Source organism: Vibrio sp. 2-Bac 85, from assembly GCF_037546705.1.
Taxonomy (GTDB): domain Bacteria; phylum Pseudomonadota; class Gammaproteobacteria; order Enterobacterales; family Psychromonadaceae; genus Psychromonas.
The window spans coordinates 283753-309256 of the sequence record NZ_JALAAB010000004.1 but is presented as its reverse complement, the minus strand read 5'-3'; the positions used below and the strand labels follow the sequence as shown (position 1 = coordinate 309256).

The 25504-nt window shown below is 36.4% G+C and carries 20 protein-coding genes and 1 pseudogene; 13 read left to right on the top strand and 8 right to left on the bottom strand.

All coding sequences use genetic code 11. From position 1 onward, the window contains the following. Nucleotides 1-350 precede the first annotated feature (350 nt). The 3 genes from MT390_RS07045 (at nucleotide 351) to MT390_RS07035 (ending at nucleotide 2899) form a co-directional block, all read left to right on the top strand. Nucleotides 351-1196, top strand: coding sequence for an ADP-ribosylglycohydrolase family protein (locus tag MT390_RS07045; protein WP_499440356.1), 846 nt, complete (start codon nucleotides 351-353; stop codon nucleotides 1194-1196). 349 nt (nucleotides 1197-1545) lie between these two features. Beyond that, entirely contained in the window at nucleotides 1546-2499 is a 954-nt protein-coding gene (locus MT390_RS07040; protein WP_499440354.1) for a DUF808 domain-containing protein, read from the top strand. A 10-nt stretch (nucleotides 2500-2509) separates the two neighbouring features. Beyond that, nucleotides 2510-2899 carry a hypothetical protein gene (locus MT390_RS07035; RefSeq protein WP_499440353.1) on the top strand — a complete coding sequence of 130 codons (390 nt, stop codon included), beginning with the start codon at nucleotides 2510-2512 and terminating at the stop codon, nucleotides 2897-2899. 138 nt (nucleotides 2900-3037) lie between these two features. On the opposite strand, the gene MT390_RS07030 is transcribed toward MT390_RS07035, so the two are convergent. After that, on the bottom strand, nucleotides 3038-4120 hold the full coding sequence (locus tag MT390_RS07030; RefSeq protein WP_499440352.1) for an alpha/beta hydrolase: 1083 nt from the start codon (nucleotides 4118-4120) through the stop codon (nucleotides 3038-3040). Between the two features lie 483 nt (nucleotides 4121-4603). On the opposite strand from MT390_RS07030, the gene MT390_RS07025 reads away from it, so the two are divergent. The 3 genes from MT390_RS07025 (at nucleotide 4604) to MT390_RS07015 (ending at nucleotide 8343) form a co-directional block, all read left to right on the top strand. Then, nucleotides 4604-5194, top strand: coding sequence for a TetR/AcrR family transcriptional regulator (locus MT390_RS07025; RefSeq protein ID WP_499440351.1), 591 nt, complete (start codon nucleotides 4604-4606; stop codon nucleotides 5192-5194). Nucleotides 5195-5602: 408 nt separating this feature from the next. Further along, nucleotides 5603-6151, top strand: a complete 549-nt coding sequence (locus MT390_RS07020; RefSeq protein ID WP_499440350.1) for a carboxymuconolactone decarboxylase family protein — start codon at nucleotides 5603-5605, stop codon at nucleotides 6149-6151. Between the two features lie 464 nt (nucleotides 6152-6615). Then, a complete protein-coding gene (locus MT390_RS07015) occupies nucleotides 6616-8343 on the top strand; it encodes a bifunctional metallophosphatase/5'-nucleotidase (RefSeq protein WP_499440348.1) in 1728 nt (575 codons plus the stop codon). A 94-nt stretch (nucleotides 8344-8437) separates the two neighbouring features. On the opposite strand, the gene MT390_RS07010 is transcribed toward MT390_RS07015, so the two are convergent. After that, nucleotides 8438-9307: an ROK family protein gene (locus MT390_RS07010; RefSeq protein ID WP_499440346.1), complete on the bottom strand. Its 870-nt coding sequence runs from the start codon at nucleotides 9305-9307 to the stop codon at nucleotides 8438-8440. A 564-nt stretch (nucleotides 9308-9871) separates the two neighbouring features. Here MT390_RS07010 and MT390_RS07005 point away from each other — a divergent pair. The 4 genes and pseudogenes from MT390_RS07005 to fbpC all read left to right on the top strand — a co-directional run. Next, a pseudogene (locus tag MT390_RS07005) lies at nucleotides 9872-10162 on the top strand (MFS transporter family glucose-6-phosphate receptor UhpC); the annotation flags it as partial. 184 nt (nucleotides 10163-10346) lie between these two features. Next, nucleotides 10347-11384, top strand: coding sequence for an ABC transporter substrate-binding protein (locus MT390_RS07000; protein WP_028870172.1), 1038 nt, complete (start codon nucleotides 10347-10349; stop codon nucleotides 11382-11384). A gap of 167 nt (nucleotides 11385-11551) precedes the next feature. Next, a complete protein-coding gene (locus MT390_RS06995) occupies nucleotides 11552-13648 on the top strand; it encodes an ABC transporter permease (RefSeq protein ID WP_499440345.1) in 2097 nt (698 codons plus the stop codon). A 33-nt stretch (nucleotides 13649-13681) separates the two neighbouring features. Then, entirely contained in the window at nucleotides 13682-14740 is a 1059-nt protein-coding gene (gene fbpC / locus MT390_RS06990; RefSeq protein ID WP_166369539.1) for a ferric ABC transporter ATP-binding protein, read from the top strand. Nucleotides 14741-14857: 117 nt separating this feature from the next. Here fbpC and yghU read toward each other — a convergent pair whose 3' ends face one another. The 5 genes from yghU to MT390_RS06965 all read right to left on the bottom strand — a co-directional run bounded on the left by yghU (nucleotide 14858) and on the right by MT390_RS06965 (nucleotide 21310). Further along, entirely contained in the window at nucleotides 14858-15718 is an 861-nt protein-coding gene (gene yghU / locus MT390_RS06985; RefSeq protein WP_499440344.1) for a glutathione-dependent disulfide-bond oxidoreductase, read from the bottom strand. A gap of 24 nt (nucleotides 15719-15742) precedes the next feature. Then, nucleotides 15743-16420: a glutathione S-transferase family protein gene (locus MT390_RS06980; RefSeq protein ID WP_499440342.1), complete on the bottom strand. Its 678-nt coding sequence runs from the start codon at nucleotides 16418-16420 to the stop codon at nucleotides 15743-15745. A gap of 533 nt (nucleotides 16421-16953) precedes the next feature. Further along, on the bottom strand, nucleotides 16954-18858 hold the full coding sequence (locus MT390_RS06975) for a TRAP transporter permease (RefSeq protein WP_499440340.1): 1905 nt from the start codon (nucleotides 18856-18858) through the stop codon (nucleotides 16954-16956). Between the two features lie 337 nt (nucleotides 18859-19195). After that, complete coding sequence (locus tag MT390_RS06970) at nucleotides 19196-20125, bottom strand: TAXI family TRAP transporter solute-binding subunit (protein ID WP_499440338.1); 930 nt, start codon at nucleotides 20123-20125, stop codon at nucleotides 19196-19198. Between the two features lie 291 nt (nucleotides 20126-20416). Then, the gene (locus MT390_RS06965) at nucleotides 20417-21310 is read right to left on the bottom strand and encodes a LysR family transcriptional regulator (protein ID WP_499440336.1); all 894 of its coding nucleotides are present in this window, start codon (nucleotides 21308-21310) and stop codon (nucleotides 20417-20419) included. A 223-nt stretch (nucleotides 21311-21533) separates the two neighbouring features. Between MT390_RS06965 and MT390_RS06960 the strand changes: the two genes are divergently transcribed. Both MT390_RS06960 and MT390_RS06955 read left to right on the top strand, forming a co-directional pair. Next, on the top strand, nucleotides 21534-22331 hold the full coding sequence (locus MT390_RS06960; RefSeq protein ID WP_499440334.1) for an SDR family NAD(P)-dependent oxidoreductase: 798 nt from the start codon (nucleotides 21534-21536) through the stop codon (nucleotides 22329-22331). Nucleotides 22332-22436: 105 nt separating this feature from the next. Further along, entirely contained in the window at nucleotides 22437-23135 is a 699-nt protein-coding gene (locus MT390_RS06955; RefSeq protein ID WP_499440333.1) for a sulfotransferase, read from the top strand. A gap of 29 nt (nucleotides 23136-23164) precedes the next feature. Here the strand turns inward: MT390_RS06955 and MT390_RS06950 are convergent, their stop codons facing one another. Continuing rightward, nucleotides 23165-23995: a tRNA1(Val) (adenine(37)-N6)-methyltransferase gene (locus MT390_RS06950; protein WP_499440331.1), complete on the bottom strand. Its 831-nt coding sequence runs from the start codon at nucleotides 23993-23995 to the stop codon at nucleotides 23165-23167. Nucleotides 23996-24342: 347 nt separating this feature from the next. Here MT390_RS06950 and MT390_RS06945 point away from each other — a divergent pair, with 347 nt between their 5' ends. Beyond that, complete coding sequence (locus tag MT390_RS06945; protein WP_299663483.1) at nucleotides 24343-25446, top strand: phosphoribosylaminoimidazolesuccinocarboxamide synthase; 1104 nt, start codon at nucleotides 24343-24345, stop codon at nucleotides 25444-25446. The last annotated feature ends 58 nt before the right edge of the window (nucleotides 25447-25504 follow it).

The window sequence follows — 25504 nt, the reverse complement described above, 5'->3', positions numbered from 1 at the left end:
GTAATACTGATAATAGTGAAGAAAAATGCTATTACAGACATTATTTACCAAAATTAAATAGGAAAATTTTATTCAAATAAAATGGTAATTTATTTGAAATTTGATGTAGCTAACAAGTCGCGACTAACTCTTATGCTGTTGTTATTATTCATGATATAAGTGTATCACTTATAAGTTATATTATTGATGCACCACAATTTTGCCTATAGTCCCCGAATATTTTGTTTGTTAAACAATTTTTTTGAAATGATTAACCGTAAATTCCTGTTTTACGGTTAATCATATAGTCTTCCAACAATACTGGTTGTTGAATACAAGGGATATACGATGAATGGCCAAGGAAGGAAAAGATGTTATTAGTTATTGCAATGGCCGATGCTTATGGTGCCGGATTTGAATTTACTGAAACAGATTATATTGAAGAAAAACATTGTCTTACACAATATCATCAACCCTGGTTAGATAACCGGCCAGCTGGTTCTTATACCGATGACACGCAGATGACGCTCGCCATTTGTGAGCTAATGCTTAACGTACAAAACACGTGGAACGAACTGTTAGTTGCAGAGTATTTTTTAAAAGTATTTAAACGAGACCCTAGGCAAACATACTCAGATAACTTCTATCACTTTTTATTAAAAACAAAGACTGCCGATGAATTTATTGACACTATCTATGCTGATAGTGTGCGTAATGGTTCTGCCATGCGTTCGGTACCATTGGGTTTAATAAAAGATAAAACCGAGATGCTGGAAAAAGCGCGCATTCAAGCGACTGTTACACACAACACTCACGAAGGGATAATAGCCTCTCAAGCCGTGGCGTTAGCTGTTTATTATTTCGTTAACAAACTAGGTAGTAAACAGGGTTTATTTGAGTATGTCTGTTTACAGACCAATGAGTTCTTTATTGAAGATAAAGTCGATCGAACGGAATGTGATGCCATTGATACTATTGATGCTGTATTAACCGTTTTATCTCAATCGAGCTCCCTTTCGGAAGTATTAGATAGAGCAATCATGTTGGGAGGAGATACTGATAGTGTTGCTTCTATTGCTTGTGGTATTGCATTTTTCAGTGATGAGTATGATAAAGATTTACCTGAATTTCTGTCACGAGATCTTGAAAATGGCCCGTTTGGTAAAGATTATTTAATACAATTAAACCATCAACTTTTATCACGTTATTTACCTTAAGTAATATCATCCCGAAAACTAAAATTAAAAACAATAGCCAATACAATCTAAGGTTTAAAACGACAGTTGTGCGCAACTTATGATTAAAATCTAGGCATTACAACGACCTTTTCGCTTTAAAGAGAAGAGACAAAACATCAATGTAAACCAAAGTTTAATTTCGATGTCTACTTGACCATAGGTATTGATTTATGCCTTTTTCATTCAATTAACTTCTAAAAATCATAAAGATAACACTGAGCCTTTGAGCGTTACTGTTATATAGTGACGGGTCGGCTTAAATAATTGTCTAGCTGGCCCTACTCAAAAAAATTTTTGTATTTATTGCTTTACATAAAAAAGGATAACGATGGCTGGATTAAGTTTATTAGCGTTACTAGACGATATTGTTGCAGTACTAGACGATGTTGCATTAATGAGTAAAGTCGCGGCTAAAAAAACAGCAGGCGTTTTGGGCGATGATCTTGCTTTAAACGCACAACAGGTTTCAGGCGTAAAAGCCGATAGAGAGTTACCCGTAGTTTGGGCGGTTGCTAAAGGTTCTCTATTAAATAAAGCTATTATTGTACCAATTGCATTATTGCTCAGTGCTTTTTTCCCTTCAGCCATTACTTTTTTACTAGTCATTGGTGGATTATATTTATGTTATGAAGGTTTTGAAAAAGTAGCGCATTCTTTGTTTACTCTTCATGAAAAACAAGACATCAATCAGCAAGTTAAACAACAACGTATCAAAGCAAATGCGGATAAAAATATCGACCTCGTGGCTTTAGAAAAAGATAAAATTAAAGGCGCGATTCGCACGGACTTTATTTTATCCGCTGAAATTGTAGTAATTGCATTAGGTACTATTGCCGATGCAGACATATTAACTCGCGTATTGGTGCTGATTGCTTTAGCCATTGGTTTAACTGTTTTTGTTTATGGTTTAGTGGCTGCGATCGTCAAACTTGATGACTTAGGGCTATATTTGCTTAAAGGTGCAAATACTGAAAATGAAAACACATTAAAAACGATGCTAGGTAATTTTCTATTAGCTTTTGCCCCATTATTAATGAAATTTCTAGTCATTGTAGGCACCATCGCGATGTTTTTAGTCGGCGGTGGAATAATCGTTCATAACATCTATTTCATAGCAGAGTTTGTGCATCATATTGAACATTACTTCTTTACTCTTAGCTATCTTTTTGAATATATTGCCCCAACCATATTAACTGGGCTAGTCGGTATTGTTGCGGGTGGTGTATGTTTATTATTACTAACGTTAGCTTCAAAATTACTATTATTATTACCTAAAAAATAATGAGTCAATAATGAAAACCTTACGTTATTTTCACAAAGTGCCATTACGCGTTTTGCGTATCGAAAAACTCTCGCTTAGATTAAAAACTAGGCGTGCAATGATTAAGCTAAAAATTGCTCTAGCACAGGAAAAACAAGAAACGATCTTGATGTTAACCACCTATAAAAATTATACACAAGGCCAAGCTAGCAAAGCAGAGATGAAAATGGCCAATGAGCAAATGGTCAATGTATTAAAAGGAATAGGCTTAGGAGTGTTTGCAGTTTTGCCTTTTGCCCCTATTACTATTCCTATGATCATAAAATTAGGCCGTTTAGTGGGTGTTGAGGTTCTGCCCAGTGCTTTTATTGCCAAGAAAGAAGTTGTTAAGAAAGAGATTAATAAAAAAGATAAAAAATAATAATTAGCAGAGATCTAGACTCACTTATTTCTAAAGTTCATATATGAAACATTAAAAAGGCCAAATGAGTGGCCTTTTATATTTACAAAAAACTATGCAGAAAGTTATGCAGAAAGCTATACCTGATCAGATAGTCAATTATAACTTGTAGGTATTCATATCAACTTGGTAATCTAATAAGGGTTCAACGACTTTTCCGTTAAACATACCTTCAAAAATAACCTTAAGTGCATTGTTTTCATTGACCGACTCTCCCTTAAAATAAGTATGATCGGTGCCAATGCCGTTGACATCGGTAACGTCTATATACGCGGCATTGGGACTATTTAGTTTTTTCAGATACGCACCTAATCGCGCTTTTTGTTCTTTGCCCGGTTTGATACGTGATGCTCTCAGTGCAGAATCGTTTTCATTAATAACAACATACACTCTTTTCCTTACATCAAGTTTTTCTACCCAATTAGCATGCTCTTTATTGTTAGTATCAGCAGCAACCAAGCAGATATTATCAAACACCAATCCTGAGGTTTCGTTTTCACTGGTGGAAAGCGTATGTTTTAGAACGTAGTTCCCCATACTGTGGCATAGTAAATTGATTGTAACGGAGCAGTCTGCTGCCATTAGTTTGGTAAAAAGAGAAGCTTCCGCATTTGGGTTATCCGGATGTTTGTTAAATGCCTCTTTTTGACGTCTAAGTTGTAAAGAATGTGTCAGTAATAAATGCAGTTGTTGAATAATGCCAATGGTGCGATTAAGTGCACCAGCTGAAACTCGTGCATCAGATTTATCACTAAGATACGCGCCTGTTCCTGAAATAACACCACCTCCATTTGCAGGCCAAGTAAATGGAACAACAATCACATTGTATAAAGATTCAATCTCATAGGCGGCTTTTAAAACATCCTCAACGTCATTGTTATAACCATGTACAAAAAATAAAATGGATTTTTGCTCTGTGCTAGCACGTTCAAAGAGTTCACAGGCGACTTCAAGACTCGCATACCAATCTTTATCAGTATCAATATCAAGGTGATATTTTGATTTTAGTTGTTTGACTTTACTGGCAGTTAGTTTGTCATCAAGCGGCTCTACTTTCCATCCGTTGTCTAATTTTTCGACCCTAACTAAACGTAATTCATTAGGTCCTTTAACATTAGGGGATTTCCCAAAACATTTTAAACTGCTTGCTTTAGATAATTTACGATTAGTAATTAAGTACATAGCACTCTCCTTATGATTGTCTTTAATTAAACTAATATTTTGCAAACACAAAGAGCAGGCTCATATCTTCATTAAATAACTATTTTGACTATCATCTACGTTATGTAGTCACTGTCAGCATAATATGATTTTTCAACCTTTTTATAGCAACTCCGACGATCTACACATGCAACTTACGGATCACTGTCTGCACTGAAAACCTACACCTATCAACCATCAAGTACAGATTACTAGGTCACATATAAATAATTAATATGTGACTTTATATATACATTTAACGTTTTCACTTCAAAACACTACTTAAATAGGTAGAAAATATGATTAGCTAAAGAGCACTAAAGTGCAGTTATTGATTAAAATATCGAGTCATTTGAGTAAATTTAATTTAACAGGTAAAAAGTAAATCATGAACAAAGAGCATGGCAAGATTAATTTGTTAATGTATAATGAACGAGTGTTCTATTATTAATTTAAGAAATCGATATGAGTAAAAATGCTAAGTTTGATCGTACAGAGGTCATTGAAAAAGCGACTAATTTGTACTGGGAAAAAGGTTACCATGGAACATCTATGCGTAACTTACAAACGGCTATTGACCTCCGCCCAGGTAGCATATACGCAACTTTTGGCAGTAAAGACAATTTATTCAAAGAAGCAATAAATCACTACGCTGCGCAAACAGGTAACTTATTACAAGATTGTTTAGATCAATCTGCAACGCCATTAACAGGTCTAAAATTATTTCTTAAGAAACTTATTATAGATAATCTAGATGGTAAACCTAGTTGTATGTGCATGATTGTAAAGTCGCTGTCTGAATTAACTGAAAGTGATAACAAAGAGCTTTTAGATGAAGTAAAAAAAATACTCTCTAATATAGAAAATAGACTGGCTGGCATTATTACAGATGCTATTGATGCCGATGAGTTAGACCAAAGCAAAGATGCAATGGAACTCGCAAGTTATCTGCAAGTACAAATCATCGGGTTAAGAACTTATGCTCGGTTAAACAATAACAAAGAAATAGTTAACAAGTTTATTGATCAAATATTTGTGGGTGCACCTTTCCATTAATATGCGCATAAACTTTTAAAGTTCATTAAAGCCTGTTTAGTAATTAAACGGGCTTTTTACATTACAGCACTTATTTTTTAAGTACTCCCAATACATTCAACTATATTTAACTATATTTAACTATATCAACTACCTTAAATATTATTAAGATGCCTTAAACTACATTAGCGAACAAATCCCCACTGCTTTTTACTTAAGCTCATAACTTAAACCCCAACGTATTTCTCTCAAGCCAGTTAGCATTTTTATAATTATTACAATATGGATGCGAATTAAAATGCAAATAAAACGATAAATAAGTATGTTTTGCCCCTTAATTTGAACGATTATAGTAGTCTCACTTAAGAGAATGAACTTCTCATTAAAAACTAATTTCGATAATGATTAATCACTAGAGAGAGTAAAAGAATGAGCGAATTTAAAATCCATACAGTAGAAACGGCTCCATCAGACAGTAAAGCAATTCTTGAAGGTGCTGTTAAACAAATGGGCGTTGTGCCTAATCTTTTTGGCACAATGGCTGAATCTCCAAATCTTTTAAAAGCCTACACTCAGCTTAATGAATTATTTACAAACACTTCTTTTAATGCAGAAGAATTGACTGTTGTATGGCAAACAATCAATGTTGAGCATGAATGTCATTACTGTGTTCCTGCACACACAGCAATCGCGCATTCAATGAAAGTAGATACTGCCATTACAGACGCTTTACGTAATGACACTGCTTTGCCAACTGCAAAACTACAAGCATTAAAAGACTTCACATTAAGCATGGTACGTGACCGTGGTAATGTGCCAGCAGCTGCAATGGAAGCATTCTTCGCAGCAGGTTACGGTCAGCAACAAGTATTAGAAGTTATTCTTGGTTTATCTCAAAAAGTGATCAGTAACTATGTAAATCACGTTGCTCAAACACCTGTTGATCCAATGTTTGAATCATTTGCTTGGAAGAAGTAATTACAACGTTAACGGTTTGAAACTTAGCAAACTATTGCTTTAGTTTTAGGGTACTTGTTGTTATCAACAAGTACCCTTTTTTATAGCCAGATGTAAATGGGGATTTTATTAGACTCTAAATAATACCGTTCCTTGCTGTTCACCAATATCGATACAATATCTACACTGTAAGTAAGTGGATAATAATTGGTTTTTCGCCCCCTCGCACTTAAACCAGTAACCCCCTCATATAAAACACATCACGCATAAAAATTTACAATGTAAAACCCATGTCTATTTTACCAATATAAGCTTAGTGCTACCTATTCAATTGATTAGTTTATTATAATTGGTAGAGTGTGATTTAATTAAATATAGGTTAAGCAAAAAACATACAGTAAAAACATATTAATAATATTGTCACGATTAATACGTTACTATCAAATGAAACAGTACTTAGATTGAAATTATAAAAATGAAGGTTTATGATAAAAAACAATAAGCCAGTGAGAATAACATTGGCACATATCAATGATACGCACTCTTACTTTGAACCCCAGGCATTGCAGTTACAACTTAATATCGATGGAGAAAAGCTTTCTCCCTATGTTAGTAATGGTGGCTTTTCACGCATTGCGACGCGGGTTAAACAACTTAAAGCTAACGCATTAGCACATGATCGAGATTTTCTATTTATGCATGCCGGTGATTGTTTTCAAGGGACATTGTATTTTTCTTTGTTTAAAGGCAAAGCGAATGCCGAAATGCTCAATGCATTAGGTATTGATATGATGACGATTGGCAACCATGAATTAGATATGGGTAACGAACCAGTTGCTACCTTTTTGGATCGGATCACGTTTCCATTGTTGGCGGGGAACTGGGATTTGTCGAACGAATTAAGCACTAAGTCTCATCGGTTAAATGGTCTTTCAAACTTACTCTCTTATCAACCTAAGGATAAGACTGCACAGTGGATCACGCGTATTGTAGATGGCGAGCCGATTGCAATATTTGGTCTTTCAATCGACAAGATGGCTTATATCGCAAATGTAGACTTAGATACACCCTTTGTTGATTCTTACCAAACAGCCATTAATACTATTAAATCAATTCAATCAACGGGCATTAATAAAATAATATTATTAAGTCATCTAGGTTTTGAGGGTGATTGTGATTTAGCAGACAAAGTGGATGGTATTAGTTTAATCGTCGGTGGGCACACTCATGTTCTGCAAGGCGATTTAAGCGATTTAGGGTTTAAAAAAGAGTCTGAGTACGGTTTAAAAATTAATGATACTTATATTGTTCAAGCAGGATGTCATTCACAGGCACTTGGTCATTGTGAAATTGACTTTGCCGCCGATGGTTCAGTCACTGCGTTTAATGGAAAAAATGAGTTATTAATAGGTCGTCGATTATGTATTGATAAAACCCTGTTAAGCACTCATGAGGATCAACTCTATAACAAAGCCAGCCTTTACCTTGCGCAACATAAAAATGTGGTCGTGTGTAAAAAAGATCTACAACTGCAAAGTTTGCTACTTGATAAATATATCCCCAGAGTCCGTAAGTTACAAAGTACCGTGATTGCAACCATCTCTGACAATATGCGCCATATTCGCATACCGGATGTGCAAGGAGGAAGCGATATTGCGCCTCTAGTTGCAGAGTCATTTGTTCATATGATGAATCATAATGGGCATCAAGTTGATTTTGCAATCCATAATGCTGGCGGCGTAAGGTCATCTTTAAACAGCGGTAATATTTCAGTAGCAGATATTGCAGGTAAGTTGCTGCCTTTTGTTGTGCCTATTGGTGTTTATCGTATCAAGGGGAAATATATTGCGCAGGCTTTAGAGGGTGCAATTAATAATGCGACCAATAATGGTGTCATGGGAAGCGGGTCTGGAAGTTATCCTTATACTCATAACCTGAGTTTTCGCTATTATAATGAACGACCTATGGGCCAACGTATTGCTAAACTGGTTATCTATACAAAAGCGAACGGTTGGCAACAGATTGACCATGAAAGTTTTTATTATGGCAGTTCTTCCGCTTATACCATGAAAGGTAAAGAAGGCTACGATGCATTGACTATGATGGAAGGTGAAGGAATTATTACTCAACATTCAATGGCAGACTGCTTTATCCATTTTATTAAAAATAGCGCAAACAGTCTGCTCCTTAAGTCTGCAGCAAAAGAGCAGTAAAGAGCGGCAATAAAAGAAGATTAACTCTCTTTTTAATGCTTGCTTAGCAATTTAAGGCTTAATTATTTACATGGCTAACTTCAGTCAAAAATATTTAAGCTTTAATTGCAAGTGCAATACCGCCGCATATACCAGCATTATCACCCAATAGTGGAGGTACTATATAGTGATCAATATGCGTCAAAATTTCTGCTTTACTAACATAACCGTTCAACATTTCTTTCACTTTTTGTCTAATTAAAGGGAATAAATGGGCTTGCTTCATTACCCCACCTCCCATAATTATCTTTTCTGGGGAGAGGATGAGAATATAATTAACCAGCGCTTGTGCTAAGTAATAAGCCTCCATTTCCCAAGCTTGATGTTCAACGGGTAATGTATTTGCTAACTCACCCCAACGCTTTTCTATAGCGGGTCCTGCTGCTAATCCCTCAAGACAATCACCATGAAATGGACAAGTACCTTGATAATTATCATCAGGATGTCTTCTCACAGAAATATGGCCCATTTCAGGATGTAATAAACCATGCACCCTGTTACCTTCGGTCACCGCACCAGCACCAATTCCTGTACCAACAGTAATGTACAATGAAGATGATAACCCTTTTGCGGCCCCCCAATTTAACTCACCAAGCGCAGCCCCATTAACGTCAGTATCGAAGCCGATGGGTAAATCAAAGTGTTGTTTCAATACGCCTATTAAGTTGTAGTCGCTCCAATTTGGCTTAGGCGTTTTTGTAATGTATCCATAGGTCGGTGAATCAAGGTTAGGGTCAATAGGGCCAAAAGAACCAACACCTAATGCTTGAATAGGTTTATCTTTAAAAAAAGCGATCACTTGCGCAAGGGTCTTATCTGGAGTAGATGTTGGAATAATTACTTTTTCTAAAATGTTGCCTTGTTCAGTACCTATTGCACAAACAAATTTTGTACCACCTGCTTCTATTGCACCAAATAACTTCATGGCAACCTCTTCTGTTATGTATCAATTTAATTTCTATTTAGTTTGTCTTTGTTTTTTACTTTTTATATTTAATGTTTTGTGAATATTGAAACACAGACGCTTTGGCCAGTCATCTAACATTGCAGCTAAACTTGAGCTTTGCACTTATTCTTAACATTGTAATCTGAGCGGAGTAACTATTCTGAGTACTGCAACTATTATGAGCGCAATAACTTTTATTTTTTATGGCTAACAATAAAGAATTAGCATTAAAAATTTAATTTCTATGATGAAACATCACTTAACTAATCTGTAGTTAGGTTAAACTCTGAAAAAATAATATCAGTTACTATTCCTTAATTTACAACTGATTGCATTAACAAACTCCCGAGGTACTACAAGCTTAGGCTGGATCAATAATCTTGCAGTAACCTACACACTTTAGATGTTTTTATTACAAGGGTTTTAGATGATTTCCGTCGCGTTAGTTGATGACCATATTATGGTAATGACCTTTTGAGTCATAGGATTTTGATCTTCTTCAGCTAAAAATCAACTAATTTTTCTTAACTGATCGGCATTATGCTATCGGGATGTTTTTTTTCAATTGGTTTCTTTGTATTTGGCCCTCAAATGATGATTGGAATGGCAGCCGCTGAATGTTCACACAAGAATGTAGCAGGGACTGCAACTGGGTTTGTAGGTTTATTTGGGTATTTAGGCGCAGCACTTGCTAGCTACCCACTTGCTTTAATTATTGAACGATTTAATTGGGAAGGTTTTTTCAGTGTCATTACTTTATCTGCAGCTTGTATTGGCTTACTGATTTTACCTTTTGTAAAAGCACAGGATGTGCGAGATAACGCGAATGGGTAGCCGTATTGTTGTTACTTGCTAACGCTTGTGTTTTCTTGAAAAGAAAATTTAGAATGTTTTAACACCATTATTCATATTTGTATTAGCAGAATAGTTGAACGGAATAACGAGACTAAATGCTTTGGCATTATTTATTCACATAGTGAAATATTAGTTTTTTATTAAAAAAAGGAAGGGAAAGAATATGAAAATTAGCACTCAACGTACTTTATTAGCCGCTTGTGTTCTAGGCTCCACAATGACCATTGCACCACAAGCCGTTGCTGAAGGTCGACTTGTTGTTTACTGCAGTGCAACCAATGCAATGTGTTCTGCAGAAACCAAAGCATTCTCTGAAAAATATGATGTTAAAACTTCATTTGTACGTAACGGCTCTGGTAGCACGTTTGCTAAAATTGAAGCAGAGAAAAAGAACCCTCGTGCCGATGTTTGGTATGGTGGCACGCTAGATCCACAATCTCAAGCGGGTGAAATGGATTTACTGCAACCTTATAAGTCTCCTCAGCTTGAATTCATTATGGATCAATACAAAGATCCAGCTAAGCGTAAAGGTAATTACTCATCTGCCGTTTATATGGGCATTCTTGGTTTTGGTGTGAATACTGAACGCCTTGCAGAGAAAGGGTTAGAAATCCCACGTTGTTGGAGTGACCTGACTAAACCAGAATACAAAGATGAAATTCAAATTTCTGACCCACAAAGTTCAGGCACTGCATACACTGCATTAGCAACCTTCATCCAACTTTGGACTGAAGATAAAGCGTTTGATTACTTCAAAGCATTAGATAAAAACATCTCTCAATACACTAAATCAGGTGTAACACCATCTCGTAACTCTGCACGTGGTGAAATCGCAATCGGTGTAGGCTTCTTACATGACTATTCACTTGAACAATCTAAAGGTGCACCATTGGAGCTTATTTCTCCTTGTGAAGGAACCGGTTATGAAATTGGTGGCGTGAGTATTATTAAAGGTGCTCGTAACCTAGATAATGCAAAACTTTTTGTTGATTATGTATTATCAAAAGAAGGCCAAGAGTTAGCTTGGAACAAAGGTCAATCGTTCCAAATTTTAACCAACACAACCGCAGAGCAATCACCTAATGCGCTGGACCCTAAAAAACTAACTTTAATTAATTACGATATGAATAAGTACGGATCATCTAGTGAGCGTAAACGTTTAATCGATAAATGGGTAAACCAAGTAAAAATGGGTGAATAACCTTCACTTAGATGAGCAGTATTAGTACTGCTCATCTTCCCTTAATATTTTATTTTAATTCTATTATCAATCACGATTACAAATTACATTTCCACTTCCTGCAGTTCGGGAATATTTAATCTAACAAATTGATTAAAAATAACTTTTTATTAACTCGGTATTTTACAATGAATGATATAACAGATAAATCATCTACTCGTCACCGGCCTACTCCTGAACATCGAGATCCTATTTTTTATTGGGTTTTAGTGTTACTTGCCGGCTTTATATTCCTCCCCAGTTTTTCACTCGATTATGGGGTGTTCGATTCCACTTTTGAAGAAATTAACATGGCTATGGGCTGGAGCTCAGCTAATATTTCTTGGCTATGGTTTATCTTACCGCTCGGTTTATTAATTCGCCCTCGTAAAATACAAAACAAATACGCCAAAAAACAACATTGGTTCGATATTGTTTTTTCTATTTTCTGTATGTTTATAACGCTACTTTCATCTTGGTATACTGAACAAGGTTTAGGTTACTCCACGATTGTTCTATTCATTGGCCTTGGCGCAGTAATGACACTCGCCTTTTCAAGAATGGAATACCTTGGTGGTGATGTGTTTATTATTGCATCACTCATTTCCATCATTATATTAATCTCTACTTTTATCATTTATCCAAGTATTGCTATTTTTGTACCGATGTTTCAGGATGATGCTGGCAATTTTGTACTGTTCCAGTTCCTTGAAATACTCACCAAATCGCACATTATACAAATTATATTAAACTCGGTTATGTTAGGCACATCAGTTGGTATCGGAGCCACTTTTTTTGGTCTCATTTTTGCCATTTATACTACGCGTATTGCAAAACGTTCTGCATTTATTGCGCGCATATTTTCTATTCTACCGATTGTAACTCCACCCTTTGTTGTGGGTTTAGGCGTCACATTAATGTTAGGTCGTTCAGGTTATATTACTGAATTAATGGCCGATTGGTTCGGTTTAGAACAAACTAACTGGTTATATGGTTTTACTGGTATTTGGATGGCTCAAGTACTCGCTTTTGCACCTATGTCTTTCATGATTATTGACGGTGCAATGAAATCTTTACATCCTTCATTAGAAGAAGCGTCATATACATTACGTGCTAACCGTTACCAAACCTTCTTTCAAATTGTGATGCCATTATTAAAACCTGCATTGGCTAATTCCTTTTTAATCATCTTCGTACAATCTCTTGCTGACTTCAGTAATCCATTGGTACTGGGTGGTAGTTTTGATGTATTAGCAACACAGATTTATTTCTACATTGCGGGTGCTCAACTTGATTATGCTTCGGCAAGTACTTTAGGTGCAGTGCTACTGTTATTCTCTTTAGCTATTTTTGTAGTGCAGTATCTATGGATTGGTAAACGTTCATACGTGACTATTTCAGGTAAGTCTTACCGTGGTGATGTTCAACCACTACCACCATCGTTGAAACTAGGTGTATCGGGTCTTCTATATTTTTGGATGGCCTTTAATGTGCTTCTTTACGGTAGCATCTTTTATGGCAGCTTTACGGTTAACTGGGGTGTTGATTACAGCCTGACATTTAATAACTACATCAACCTATTTGGTATGGGAATGAGTGAGGGAGCTTGGCCTTCTTTAATCACTACCATGACTTATGCTGGTATTGCCGCACCAATAACTGCTTTCTTCGGTTTATTGATTGCTTACATAGTGGTTAGACAACAATTCCGTGGCAAAAAAGTCATTGAGTTCTCAACCATGCTTTGTTTTGCTGTACCTGGAACAGTTGCAGGTGTGTCGTACATACTAGCCTTTAATGATGCGCCAATTTATCTAACGGGAACGGCCGCGATTGTGGTGATATCAATGGTGATGAGGAATGTGCCCGTTGGGATACGCTCTGGTATAGCAGGACTGGGACAATTGGATAAATCATTGGATGAAGCTTCATTAAGTTTACGCGCTAATTCTTTAAAAACGATTATCCATATTCTATTTCCGTTATTAAAACCAGCTATTTTATCGACACTGATTTATAGCTTTGTGCGTGCAATGACCACAGTAAGTGCCATTATATTCTTAGTTACACCGGAAACGCGTGTTGCCACTTCTTATATTTTGAATCGTGTTGAAGATGGTGAATACGGTATCGCTATTTCCTACGGATCAGTCCTGATCGTGGTGATGTTAGCAATTATTTTGATTTTTGACTTCCTTGTTGGTGATACCCGTGTATCTCGTTCTAAAGCAACCAACCAAGAATAATGACTGGAGTAACGATTAATGGAAAACAGTAAAATGGAAAATGAAAACTTCGTAGTATTAAAAAATATCTGCAAAAAGTTTGACGATAAAGAAGTCATAGGCAACTTAGACTTAGAGATCAAAAAAGGCAGTTTAGTTACATTATTAGGTCCTTCTGGTTGTGGGAAAACAACAGTATTGCGTTTAGTGGCTGGATTGGAAAAGCCCACCAGCGGTCAAATATTTATTGATGGTGAGGATGTCACCAATACTTCGATTCAACAGCGTGATATCTGTATGGTATTTCAGTCCTATGCACTATTTCCTCACTTATCATTACACCAAAACGTTGCCTATGGATTAAAGATGCTAGGCATCTCTAAAGCTGAAACTAAACAACGTGTTGATGAAGCATTAAAATTAGTAGATTTAGAAGGCTTTGGGGAGCGTTATGTGGATCAAATATCCGGTGGTCAACAACAACGTGTGGCACTAGCCCGTGCGCTAGTATTAAAACCAAAAGTGTTGTTGTTTGATGAACCTCTCAGTAATTTAGATGCAAATTTACGCCGTAGCATGCGAGAAACCATTCGTGAACTACAGCAACGTTTCAACATCACTTCTTTGTATGTAACGCATGACCAAACAGAAGCATTTGCCGTGTCAGATACCGTGATAGTAATGAAAGATGGCAAAATTATGCAGCAAGGTTCGCCCACTGAGCTTTACAAAAATCCAGCGTCGATGTTTATGGCAAACTTTATGGGTGAAGCTAATATCTTCCCAGGTGAGTTTGATGGTGAACAAATTAACATTAATGGTTACAAGACCCCTGCCGATCCGACCATGGTTGAAGGTTTTAAAAGTGGAAACTATTTAATTGGCGTTAGACCTGAAGCGATCCTATTAACTAACCAAGGTGATGAAAGTCAACGTTGCCAAGTGAACAAAGTTGCTTATATGGGGGCTATGTACGAAGTGAGTGTAACTTGGCAAGAGCATGAAATATTATTGCAACTTAACTCTTCACAATTTAATGCCTCTTTAGCTGAACGAGCATTTTTAACGATTAATCCAACGGGCTTATTTTTATTGCCTGCCGATGCTAAATAGTTAGATTACAAAATATAAAAAGGCCAAGTAGGAGATTATCTTACTTGGCCTTCTTCTATAAGCACTTATTTAGCACTTGCATAGTACGTACGCCCACTCGACGTTTAAGCTTTAAACCTATTTTGGTTTTTTAGCTAATACTGCATCAATATCTGCAGCTGAATGACGCTCAGGAACTTGTTCCCAATCCTCACCCCAAGAACGGTTTATTATACGCCCTCTTTGTACACCTTCTCGCGCTTCAAGCATTTTTGCCCATCGTAAAACGTGCGTATAAGTGTCAACTTGTAAAAACTCTGCAGCATCATATAAGTTCCCAAGTACTAGATTTCCATACCATGGCCATATTGCGATATCAGCAATCGTAAACTCTTCACCCGCTACATAAGTATTGTTAGCAAGTTGCTTATCTAATACATCCAGTTGACGCTTAGCTTCCATTGCAAAACGATTGATTGGATACTCAAATTTTTCATCTGCGTAAGCATAAAAATGACCAAATCCACCACCCAAGAAAGGAGCTGAACCTTGAGCCCAAAATAACCAATTAAAAGTCGTTGTTCTCGCCGCACCTTTTGTTGGTAAAAAATGCCCAAATTTCTCTGCTAAATGAACTAAAATTGAAGCTGATTCAAAAACATTAACAGACTGATCACTCGATTTATCCACCAGCGCTGGAATTTTAGAGTTAGGGTTTGCACCCACAAATCCTGAAGAGAATTGCTCACCTTCACCAATATTGATCAAGTAAGCATCATACTCAGCTTCTTTAACACCTGCGGCCAATAACTCTTCAAGAAGAATAGTGACTTTTTGACCGTTAGGTGTACCTAATGAATAAAGTTGCAGCGAATGGTTACCCACAGGCAATGCTTTTTCATGAGTGGCACCAGAAACAGGACGGTTAATGCTCGCCCATTTATTGCCACCTTCGGTGTTTTCAACCCAAACTTTTGGTGGTGTATATTGTTCAGTCATATTAATTCCTTAGCAATGTAACGATTAAACCTTAGGATAGTTTGATGGGAAGAATGCCCGTTTAGCTTCTTCATCAAACTCTTTCTTAAATGTGATGTTTTTACCCATTTCTCTAGCTCGTGCTGCTGCTGGACGACTATTAATACTATCAAACCAACGTTTAATATTAGGGTAAGGTGTTAGCCCTTCTTCGCCCAATACTACTGGCGCTTTATCAATCCAGCCCCATGCAGAGACATCGGCAATAGAATACTCTTCGCCAACAATATATTCACGCCCAGCTAAATGCGTATCTAACACTTCATAATGACGTTGCGCTTCACGTAAATAACGGTTAACTGCATAATCATTACCTTCTGGTGCCGCATGACGGAAATGTACACATTGACCAGAATATGGACCAAGACCAGAAGCAATAAACATTAACCAAGAAAGCATTTCAGCACGATCACCTGGTTGGCCAGCCAATTTTCCAGTTTTTTCAGATAAGTACATCAAAATTGCATTTGAATCAAAAACACGTATGCCATCATCCTCAATGGCTGGTGCTTTAGCATTTGGATTTATTTGACGATATTCAGGTGTGTGTTGCTCTCCTTTTAAAGTATCAAGTGCAACTAACTCAAAGGGAAGCCCTGTTTCTTCTAAAAACAAAGCCACTTTCATTGGGTTTGGTGTGTGGTGAAAATAAAACTTGATCATGTCATGCTCCTTTTTATGATGATAATATTGAAACACAGACAGAACGATCGTTCAATAAAATTTTAATAGATTATTAAAAATTAATATTGAAAGTGATACATTTAACATTAACTGTATAAATAAACAGTTAAGTGATAATGCAATGAAAAGCGGATAATCATAATAACCTACTGATTTAGTATAATTTGTTCGATTAATAAACATTAATGCTTCAAATATGTGTTAAATGTTTGAGGGTTTACTATTAAAAACAAAATTACTCATTGAACTGTATGTATATACAGTTTTCATTGCAATTTATGACGAGTGTAATATATGGCATTAATCACTAGGTATTAATGATTAGTTAGTAGGTATTGAACATTGTTAATTAGGAATTGAATGTTAAACATTAACAGTGATATTTATTAACACTAGGATTTGATATTAACCGCTATCACCCTCTTTGGAGATAGCGGTTAACTTATAGATATTAAAATGTAGGTCTTAAATTGTAGAGTTTATGTTATGGAAGTTAACTTCATAAACTTAATTTAAATTTGAGCAGCTACAACCTCATCTTCAGTTCGAGATAATCGATAGTTAACTAAGCAAACCATCACAATGATCGCGATCCCAGCTATATTGATATAAAGATAAGGTACTAACATAGTAAACCCAGCAATCAATAATAACCCACGAGCAAGCAATGGTAGCTTAGTGGCTAAGCGTCCTTCTATAGTGCCTGCAAATGCAACGATTAAACCAATGGTTAATACGATAGCAATAACAAAGTCGATATTTTGACCTTCCATCCAAATCAATCCAGAAAAAGCCATCATAATAGGAATAATGAAGAAGCCTTGAGCTAACTTAAATGCTTGAACAGCGGAACGCATCGGTGATGTATTAGCTATACCTGCAGCGGCAAAGGCAGCTAATGCAATTGGTGGCGTGACATTAGAAGTTTGCGATAGCCAAAATACAATCATGTGTGCCGCTAGTAAGCCAACACCTAACTCCGTTAAACTTGGCACCGCCATAATAGATAAAACGATATAAGCTGCGGTTACGGGTAATCCCATTCCTAGGATTACCGCTGCGATCGCAATCAGACCTAATACTGACCATAAATAACCGCCTGATAATGCCATTAAGAACTGTGTAAATTGCAATCCAATTCCTGTTTGTCCTACGACACCGACTACAATACCAGCAGTACCACAAGCTACAGAAATAGGTAATGCTAATAGCGCCCCTTCCTTCATGCCTTCAAAGAAAACCGCTATGGTTATACGGCTATGCTTTCTGCACATAGCAGCCACCAAAATAGCCACACAGCCTGAAATACCCACCAATATAGGTGAATAACTCATTAACAGTAAACTAGTGATTAAAATTAATGGTACGAGGAAATGCCAACCGTTTTTTAACACCACGGAAATTTTCTCAGTGATTTCCATGCCTTGTAAGCCTAATTTACACGCCATTAGGTGGACATAAAGCAAGGTACAAGCAAAATATAAAATAGCAGGAGCTATCGATACTAATAAAATTTCACTATAGGGAATGCCCGTAAACTGAGCCATTACAAACGCACCTGCACCCATAACAGGAGGCATGATTTGACCACCTGTGGACGCCGCCGCCTCTATACCTGCAGCTTGCTCTGGTTTATAGCCTAATTTTTTCATCATAGGTATGGTCAATGCGCCAGTGGTTACCGTATTAGCAATTGCAGATCCTGAAATTGAACCTAAAGCAGCTGAAGCAATAACACTCGCTTTTGCTGGGCCACCACGATATTTTCCAGCAATTGAGAAAGAAGCATCGATAAAGAATTTACCCGCTCCAGTTACCTGTAAAAAGGCACCAAACAATACAAAGATAAAAACTACACCAGCAGCAATTGCGAGTGGCGCGCCATAAACACCATTGGTTGAATATATATGGAATCTAATGATCTCCTCAACAGCAAAGCCTTTACTTGCCACAGAGCCAGGTAGGTAATTACCAAAAATCGCATACACTAAAAATAATGCGGCTATAAACACCATGACTAAACCAACCGTACGTCTTGTTGCTTCTAGTAATAGCACTAAAATAATCAAACCGGATATTTGATCAAGCGTTGTTAATCCATCTAATAAGAATGAGATATCGTCATAGTCAAAGGCAACGATATGATAAGAAGCCCAAGCTATCGCGGCAATAAAGATTAAGTCTATGACACGCCCCATTAGGTATAAACCTGTCGAACGTTGCGATTTAATTAGTGGTAGGGTAAAAAATACTAGGATTAATACCCAGCTTAAGTGAATAGGTCTAAATATGGTAGCGGCTAAGTCGGCTGTTATTCCTTGCCATATTTGAAAGATTGATAATGATATAGCTGCTAGTGCAGCAATTAATACTATTTTGTCTGAAATCCATTTACACGTAGTAGTAGATTCACTCATGCTATTCTCCACAGGGTCACCAAATATTATTAGATTTATAGATTGGTTCTTGATTACGTTAGTTATTACGTTAATGATTAAATCAAGTTAAAAGGCTGATGTTAAAAGTTGTACTTACTGTTATTTGTTAATTGCTCCTTGCTTAATTGTCCCTTGGTTAATTACTACTTGGTTAATTACTACTTGGTTAATTGATACTGGGTTCCTTGTTATGTGTAAACTATTCGTTGCCATGCATAAAATAAAACGGCTAATAAAGACCTATTAACCGTTTTTATAATGACTCTCTCTAAGATAATTTACTTTGAACTTTTTCTCTAAGCGAAAGCTGTTGAGATTATTGCATTTGTTCTTTTAAGTATTTCAGTGAACCTGGGTGTAAATCAATCCCATCTAATTTGTTCATATTTTCTAACGTAGTAAATTTAGTCACACTGATCACTTGATTAATTTTGCTCATATTTTCAAAGGCAACTTTAGTCATCTTGTAAGCTAAATCAGTATCTAGGTTTTTATTAACTACTAAGATGTTCCACACTGCTGGTGCATTAAATGCGTTCACACCTTTATAACTACCTGCAGGCACTTCGATTTCTTGATAAGAAGCATTACTTGCAGAAACTGCTTTTAGTTCTTCAGGCGTAAAAGATAAAATACGAATGTTATGAGTAAAAGCAAGCTCAGTAATCGCGCCAACACCAATGCTGCCTACGATAGCGCCGGCATCAATTTGTCCTGCAGAAATAGCACTGGTAGTCGCAGTATAGTTAAGCGACTGTGCATCAATATCTTTTTCTGTAATGCCTAGAGCAGCAAGAATATTAGTTGAACTCACACGCGTACCCGAACCTGGTGCACCTAGAGAAATACGCTTACCTTTAAGATCTTGAATAGACTGAATTTTAGAATCAGCAGGCACAATAAACTGCACAACATTTGGATACAAAGCAAATAAGACAGAAACATCCATTTTACGTGGGAAAGGTTTTACACCTTCATGTGCTTGCAATACCACATTCCCCATGGCAATACCTGCGAGCTGTTTGTTTGTCGACACTTTAATCGTATTTTCAACAGATGCTGCCGTTACTTCAGCACGCATATCAAAGTCTTCTATGTTTTCACTCCAGATTTTAGCAAGTATGCCACCGAGAGGATAATAAGTACCACTTTGGCTACCAGTACCGATGGTGTAGTTTTCTGCCATTGCATTAAATGAAAATAAACACGCTAATCCAATTATTCCTTTTTTAAAAATATTCTGCATTTTTATAGTCCCTTTTAGTTCATTAAGTTGATTTGTATCTTGTTATCAATTTGTTATGGGTTTGTAACCTGCAAAAGACTACCATTAAAACTCAACTTCACAATGGTCTTGTGTCACAAAGTTGCAGTGTGTTGCAGTAGTTACCGTTAGGGCCAACTATTATTTGTAGTTAATAATAAGCAGTGAATAAAAGTGAACAGAGTAAATGCCTTCAGTGTTGAATTTAGCAGTTGGTTTCGCTCTGGTTCTTATAAATGGTAAGAAAGTGAATTCATTTTAGCCTCAAGTCGTCTACTGCTCCCAATATGCATTCTCACCAAAATATTGTTTACAATAATCAATAAAAGCACGAATTTTTGGAGCAACTTGTCGAGCACTCGGGTAGATAGCCCATATCGCAGTATCAGTTGCAAGTGGATAATCCGTCAGAACAGGGATTAGTTGATTTTCCTGTAGTTGTTGATAGGCAATCCACTTAGAGCAAACCGTTATGCCTAGCCCATTAACACAGGCATCACGAATAGCTTCACCATTATCAGCACTGAGGTTTCCTTTTGCTTTTATCACCATTTCTCCATTTTCTCCTGCAAAGCTCCAATGATCCAAACCAGTTAAAGAAATACATTGATGATTTTTTAGATCTTGCGGAGAAACAGGAACGCCATGCTTTGCAAGGTAGTCTGGGGATGCACAAACAATACGACTATCGGTCGCTAATTTTCTGGCGATCAAACTTGAGTCTTTCAGCTGTGAGTTGCGTATCGCAATATCAAACCCTCCTTCTACTAAATCGACTATGGAATCAGATAACTTTAAATCAATATTCAATCCTGGGTGCTGTGCTAAAAAGTCCGTTAAAGCAGGGATTAGATGCATTCGCCCAAACGAAGCAGGTGCAGTTAAGCGTAACGTCCCTTTCAAAGCATTATCAGTAAACCTTAACGCAGCTTGTGCAGAAGCTACGCTTGCAATAACATCTTCGGCATAGGGTAAAAAGGCTTTTCCCTCTTCGGTTAACGAAACTTTACGTGTTGTTCTATGAACCAGACGAACCTTTAAATTCTCCTCTAGTTTACTTATATGATTACTTGCAACCGCTGCTGATAACCCTAATTTTTGTCCTGCTAAACTAATGTTATTTGTCGCAGCAACGCGTAAGAATAATTTTAAATGTTCGATATTCAAAATTGTATAACCTCTATCATTATCAACATAAGATATAAAGTGATTCACTGTTTAAGTATATTATCAAGATTGTCACTAGGTCATATAATTATTTAACTTAAACAACACCAACTAGAATTTATGGGTTAGCTTTTAAATCCACTACAAATTATAACTACCCCTTAACCTGGGCATATTCAATACAGGATTATTATCATCTTTCTTTTTATTTTGGAGCTATATAATGCATAAAACAATTTTAATTACGGGTGCTACAGATGGTATTGGCTTTGAAACAGCAAAGAAATTAGCATCTCTAGGGCACGATTTAATCATTCATGGTCGTAACAAAGAAAAATTAAAGTCTGCACAACTTAAACTACTTGTTTTAACGAATGTGTCTAAAGTAGACACCATGCTCGCAGATTTATCCGATCTCGAGGCAGTGAAAGATCTTGCCGCTACGATATTAGCTAAATATAAAAACATCGATGTGCTGATCAATAATGCAGGTGTATTTAAAACATCAACAACAAAAAATAAACAAGGATTAGATGTTCGATTTGTTGTTAATTGCATCGCTCCTTATTATTTGAGTCAATTGCTGACATCTGTTTTGGGTACAAATGGTCGTATTGTTAATTTATCATCAGCCGCGCAATCACCAGTAAATATCGATGCAATGTTAGGGAGACTCGACCTTGAAGACATGCAAGCTTATGCACAAAGTAAATTAGCCATTAGATTATGGACACATTCATCCAGCCTTAACAGTGAAAGCCCAGACTGTATTTCGGTCAACCCAGGATCATTATTAGCCAGTAAAATGGTGAAAGAAGGCTTTGGTATTGCAGGAAACGATTTAAGTATTGGTGCAAACATAGTGAGTGAAATTGCATTATCGCCAGATATGGCTGAGCACAATGGCCAATATTTTGATAATGACCTAGGCCACTTTGCAACTGAGCCTTTATCCAAGCAACAGCTAACGATGGCGGTTGATATTATTGATACAATGCAACACATCATTAATAATGGTTAATTGCTAATGAATGACAAAGCTGCCTAATAATTAATAATAACTTTTGATTTAACTTTACTTGGTATTCGTTACAATCCTCTTCATTAATTGATCAGAGACGAATACATGAGTAAGGTTTTTATTATCGGTTTACCTAGAACTGGCACGACTAGTATCAGCGTTGCATTTTTAAACTTAGGTTTTAAAGTGGCGCATACTGCTTTCACTAAACAGACCTTTGCTCTTGCCGATGTAGTAACTGATTGCCCATGTTTTTCAGATTATAAACAATTAGATAAATTATTTCCGGGATCCCAGTTTATCTATTTAACACGAGACTTAACCGCTTGGTTACCTTCCGTTCAACGTTTATTACAAAGAATGTTGCCACACCTAACGCTTAAAACAGGTCAATTTAGTCCCGTATTAAAACGTTCATTTGATCAAACCTTTCAGTTATCCCACCCTGATTTATTAACCGATGAACATCTAACGGCTTGTTATCAAAATCATAAAACAGAAGTAATGGATTATTTCTCAGGCAAGTCTTGTTTTCTATCCATTGATATAAGTAAGCAAAATAGCTATCAAATGCTTTGTGATTTTTTAAAAATTTCTATTGATGAAAAGAATACCTCATCGCATGTCAGTTCTTCACCACATGACAGCTCCTTTCCTCATGTAAACTCCTTTCCTCATGTAAGCTCCTTTCCTCATGTAAATAGGGGCGCACAGGTTGCACATTGGAAAGCAGTAAAACACAGCAATAAGATAAGCAGTTTTAGTGCAGGTAAAGACCATAGACAATTTTTTGATTACACCTAACAGGTTAAATAAGTTAAAAATAGCTTAACCTACATTTTCAAATAAAAGTCTTTGGTAAGTGCAATAAACTCCTTTGAATAACCATTCCCTTCATTAATTGTTAATATCTCAAATTGGGTTTCGTGTTTGCTCGCCATAGTTGCAAGAGCAGTGTTAATTTGCGGATCAGGCATTTGTGACAAGGTTGTTTTAGAATCTGTTATTTTAGAGTCAGCTACTTTAGGTTCAGGGAGTAACGACTTAGTTATCTCTATTAATAAGCGCGTTGGTTGTTTATCTTGGCGCGTTTTTACCAAAGTCAAACGTGATAATTTTAGTACATTACTACTAATAATATCGCAACTATCCAATAGTGCGATAAAATTCATGCCTTCGACTTTAGGTAAAATAAAACTAGCAGTGCCCCCTGTAATTAGTAAGTCAGAACAAGCATTAAGTAATGTTTGATGTGATAAACCCGAAGTATGCCTAGCCAAGGCTCTTTGTGATAACAGTGCTTCTTCACCATTATTAAAATAAGGTGGATTACATATAATGTTTGAGAATGTTTGAACATTTGTAACAAAATCCTGTAACGAGCTATTTTTGATCGTAATTCTATCAGACCATGGACTTTGCTCACTATTATCCGTTGCCGCACCCACCGCATTTTCTTCTATATCTATACCTGTAATAAACGCTTTTTTATTGCGTTGCGCACACATAATAGATAATAAACCTGTACCACAACCAATATCTAAAATACTTTGTGCATTACTAATATTGGCCCATGCACCTAGTAACACACCATCGGTGCTGACAGGCATACCACAAAGAGCGGCATCAATATGAAATTGTTTAAATGTGAAGCCTTTAGCCATTTAACACTTTACCTATTTTGTTAATCATTTTTTCGTTTTTTGTTCTATTGCTTAGTAATGAGTTTATTAGTATCGGCACCCCTTTGAGTGACTTGAAATTAATGATTTAAAATCACCTCATCTATAGATAATACAAAACTATAAGTACTCGATTACAGTTATTTTTATAAGTGCTAGTCGGTCTATTTATGCAACTTTTAGTATCAGGAGCTCCGCTTAGATAAGCTATTCTATTAGTTTTTTATTATAATTATCATAAAACTTTTTACATACAATCTGCTATCATCCTGACTTTATTATTTTTTGCAGAACTTTCTGCTCACTTTGACTTTTTATAGGATATTTTTATGAGTCTTGCCGACAAAGTATTAGCTGTAAACAACGATTTACCAATTCGTACTGACCAGCCAGTCCACAGTGGTAAAGTGCGTTCAGTTTATTGGTTAACAGCTGACGATAGCAAACGTTTAATTGAAGAAAAAGGTTACGATGTAGCAGCAGATGCTCCACTAGCCATCATGGTGATCAGCGATCGTATTTCTGCGTTTGATTGCATTTGGCACGGCGAAGGTGGAATGAATGGCGTACCAGGTAAAGGTGCAGCATTAAACGCTATTTCAAATCACTGGTTCAGACTATTTAAAGAACAAGGCTTAGCAGACAGCCACATTCTAGATATCCCACATCCTTTTGTTTGGATTGTACAAAAAGCTCGTCCAGTAATGATTGAAGCGATTGCACGCCAATATATTACAGGTTCGATGTGGCGTGCCTATGAAAAAGGTGAACGTGAATTTTGCGGTATCGAAATAGCAGAGGGTTTATCTAATAATACAAAATTACCTGAGTTGTTAATCACTCCTTCTACTAAAGGTATTTTAAAAGGTATTGAAGGCGTTCAAGAAGCTGATGACGTAAATATTACACGTAAAAATATCGAAGATAATTTTGCTGCATTTAACTTTACTTCAGCATCGCACATTGCTGATTATGAAAAACTACTAAAAGAAGGTTTTGATGTGATCAGTAGTGAGTTAGCTAAATTGGACCAAATTTTTGTTGATACAAAATTTGAGTTTGGTTATGTCACGGATAAAGCGGGCAATGAAAAACTAATCTATATGGATGAAGTCGGTACTCCCGATTCATCTCGAATTTGGGATGGCCCAGCCTATCGTGAAGGTAAAATTGTTGAAAATTCTAAAGAAGATTTCCGTCAATTATTACTTAAACATTTTCCTGATCCTGATATTCTTTTGAATAAAGAGCGTATGCCAGAACGTTTTGCATTAGCACAAGAAAATGCCTTACCTGAATCTGTATTAATGAAAATTTCTGAAACCTACATTGGTATTGCTGAAAAAGTGATTGGTAAAAAAATAGTACTTTCAGACAATCCAAAACAAGAAATCATCGATATTCTTCGTGAGCAATACAATCTGATCGACTAATACTAGCTAATCTACAGGTAAAGGTTAATATCGAAGCAGAACTAAGTTCTGCTTTTTT

Excerpts from the sequence above, each read along its gene's own strand:
- MT390_RS07045 (WP_499440356.1), top strand. The coding sequence starts at position 351 with ATGTTATTAGTTATTGCAATGGCCGATGCTTATGGTGCCGGATTTGAA.
- MT390_RS07040 (WP_499440354.1), top strand. The coding sequence starts at position 1,546 with ATGGCTGGATTAAGTTTATTAGCGTTACTAGACGATATTGTTGCAGTA.
- MT390_RS07035 (WP_499440353.1), top strand. The coding sequence starts at position 2,510 with ATGAAAACCTTACGTTATTTTCACAAAGTGCCATTACGCGTTTTGCGT.
- MT390_RS07030 (WP_499440352.1), bottom strand. The coding sequence starts at position 4,120 with ATGTACTTAATTACTAATCGTAAATTATCTAAAGCAAGCAGTTTAAAA.
- MT390_RS07025 (WP_499440351.1), top strand. The coding sequence starts at position 4,604 with ATGAGTAAAAATGCTAAGTTTGATCGTACAGAGGTCATTGAAAAAGCG.
- MT390_RS07020 (WP_499440350.1), top strand. The coding sequence starts at position 5,603 with ATGAGCGAATTTAAAATCCATACAGTAGAAACGGCTCCATCAGACAGT.
- MT390_RS07015 (WP_499440348.1), top strand. The coding sequence starts at position 6,616 with ATGATAAAAAACAATAAGCCAGTGAGAATAACATTGGCACATATCAAT.
- MT390_RS07010 (WP_499440346.1), bottom strand. The coding sequence starts at position 9,307 with ATGAAGTTATTTGGTGCAATAGAAGCAGGTGGTACAAAATTTGTTTGT.
- MT390_RS07000 (WP_028870172.1), top strand. The coding sequence starts at position 10,347 with ATGAAAATTAGCACTCAACGTACTTTATTAGCCGCTTGTGTTCTAGGC.
- MT390_RS06995 (WP_499440345.1), top strand. The coding sequence starts at position 11,552 with ATGAATGATATAACAGATAAATCATCTACTCGTCACCGGCCTACTCCT.
- fbpC (WP_166369539.1), top strand. The coding sequence starts at position 13,682 with ATGGAAAATGAAAACTTCGTAGTATTAAAAAATATCTGCAAAAAGTTT.
- yghU (WP_499440344.1), bottom strand. The coding sequence starts at position 15,718 with ATGACTGAACAATATACACCACCAAAAGTTTGGGTTGAAAACACCGAA.
- MT390_RS06980 (WP_499440342.1), bottom strand. The coding sequence starts at position 16,420 with ATGATCAAGTTTTATTTTCACCACACACCAAACCCAATGAAAGTGGCT.
- MT390_RS06975 (WP_499440340.1), bottom strand. The coding sequence starts at position 18,858 with ATGAGTGAATCTACTACTACGTGTAAATGGATTTCAGACAAAATAGTA.
- MT390_RS06970 (WP_499440338.1), bottom strand. The coding sequence starts at position 20,125 with ATGCAGAATATTTTTAAAAAAGGAATAATTGGATTAGCGTGTTTATTT.
- MT390_RS06960 (WP_499440334.1), top strand. The coding sequence starts at position 21,534 with ATGCATAAAACAATTTTAATTACGGGTGCTACAGATGGTATTGGCTTT.
- MT390_RS06955 (WP_499440333.1), top strand. The coding sequence starts at position 22,437 with ATGAGTAAGGTTTTTATTATCGGTTTACCTAGAACTGGCACGACTAGT.
- MT390_RS06950 (WP_499440331.1), bottom strand. The coding sequence starts at position 23,995 with ATGGCTAAAGGCTTCACATTTAAACAATTTCATATTGATGCCGCTCTT.
- MT390_RS06945 (WP_299663483.1), top strand. The coding sequence starts at position 24,343 with ATGAGTCTTGCCGACAAAGTATTAGCTGTAAACAACGATTTACCAATT.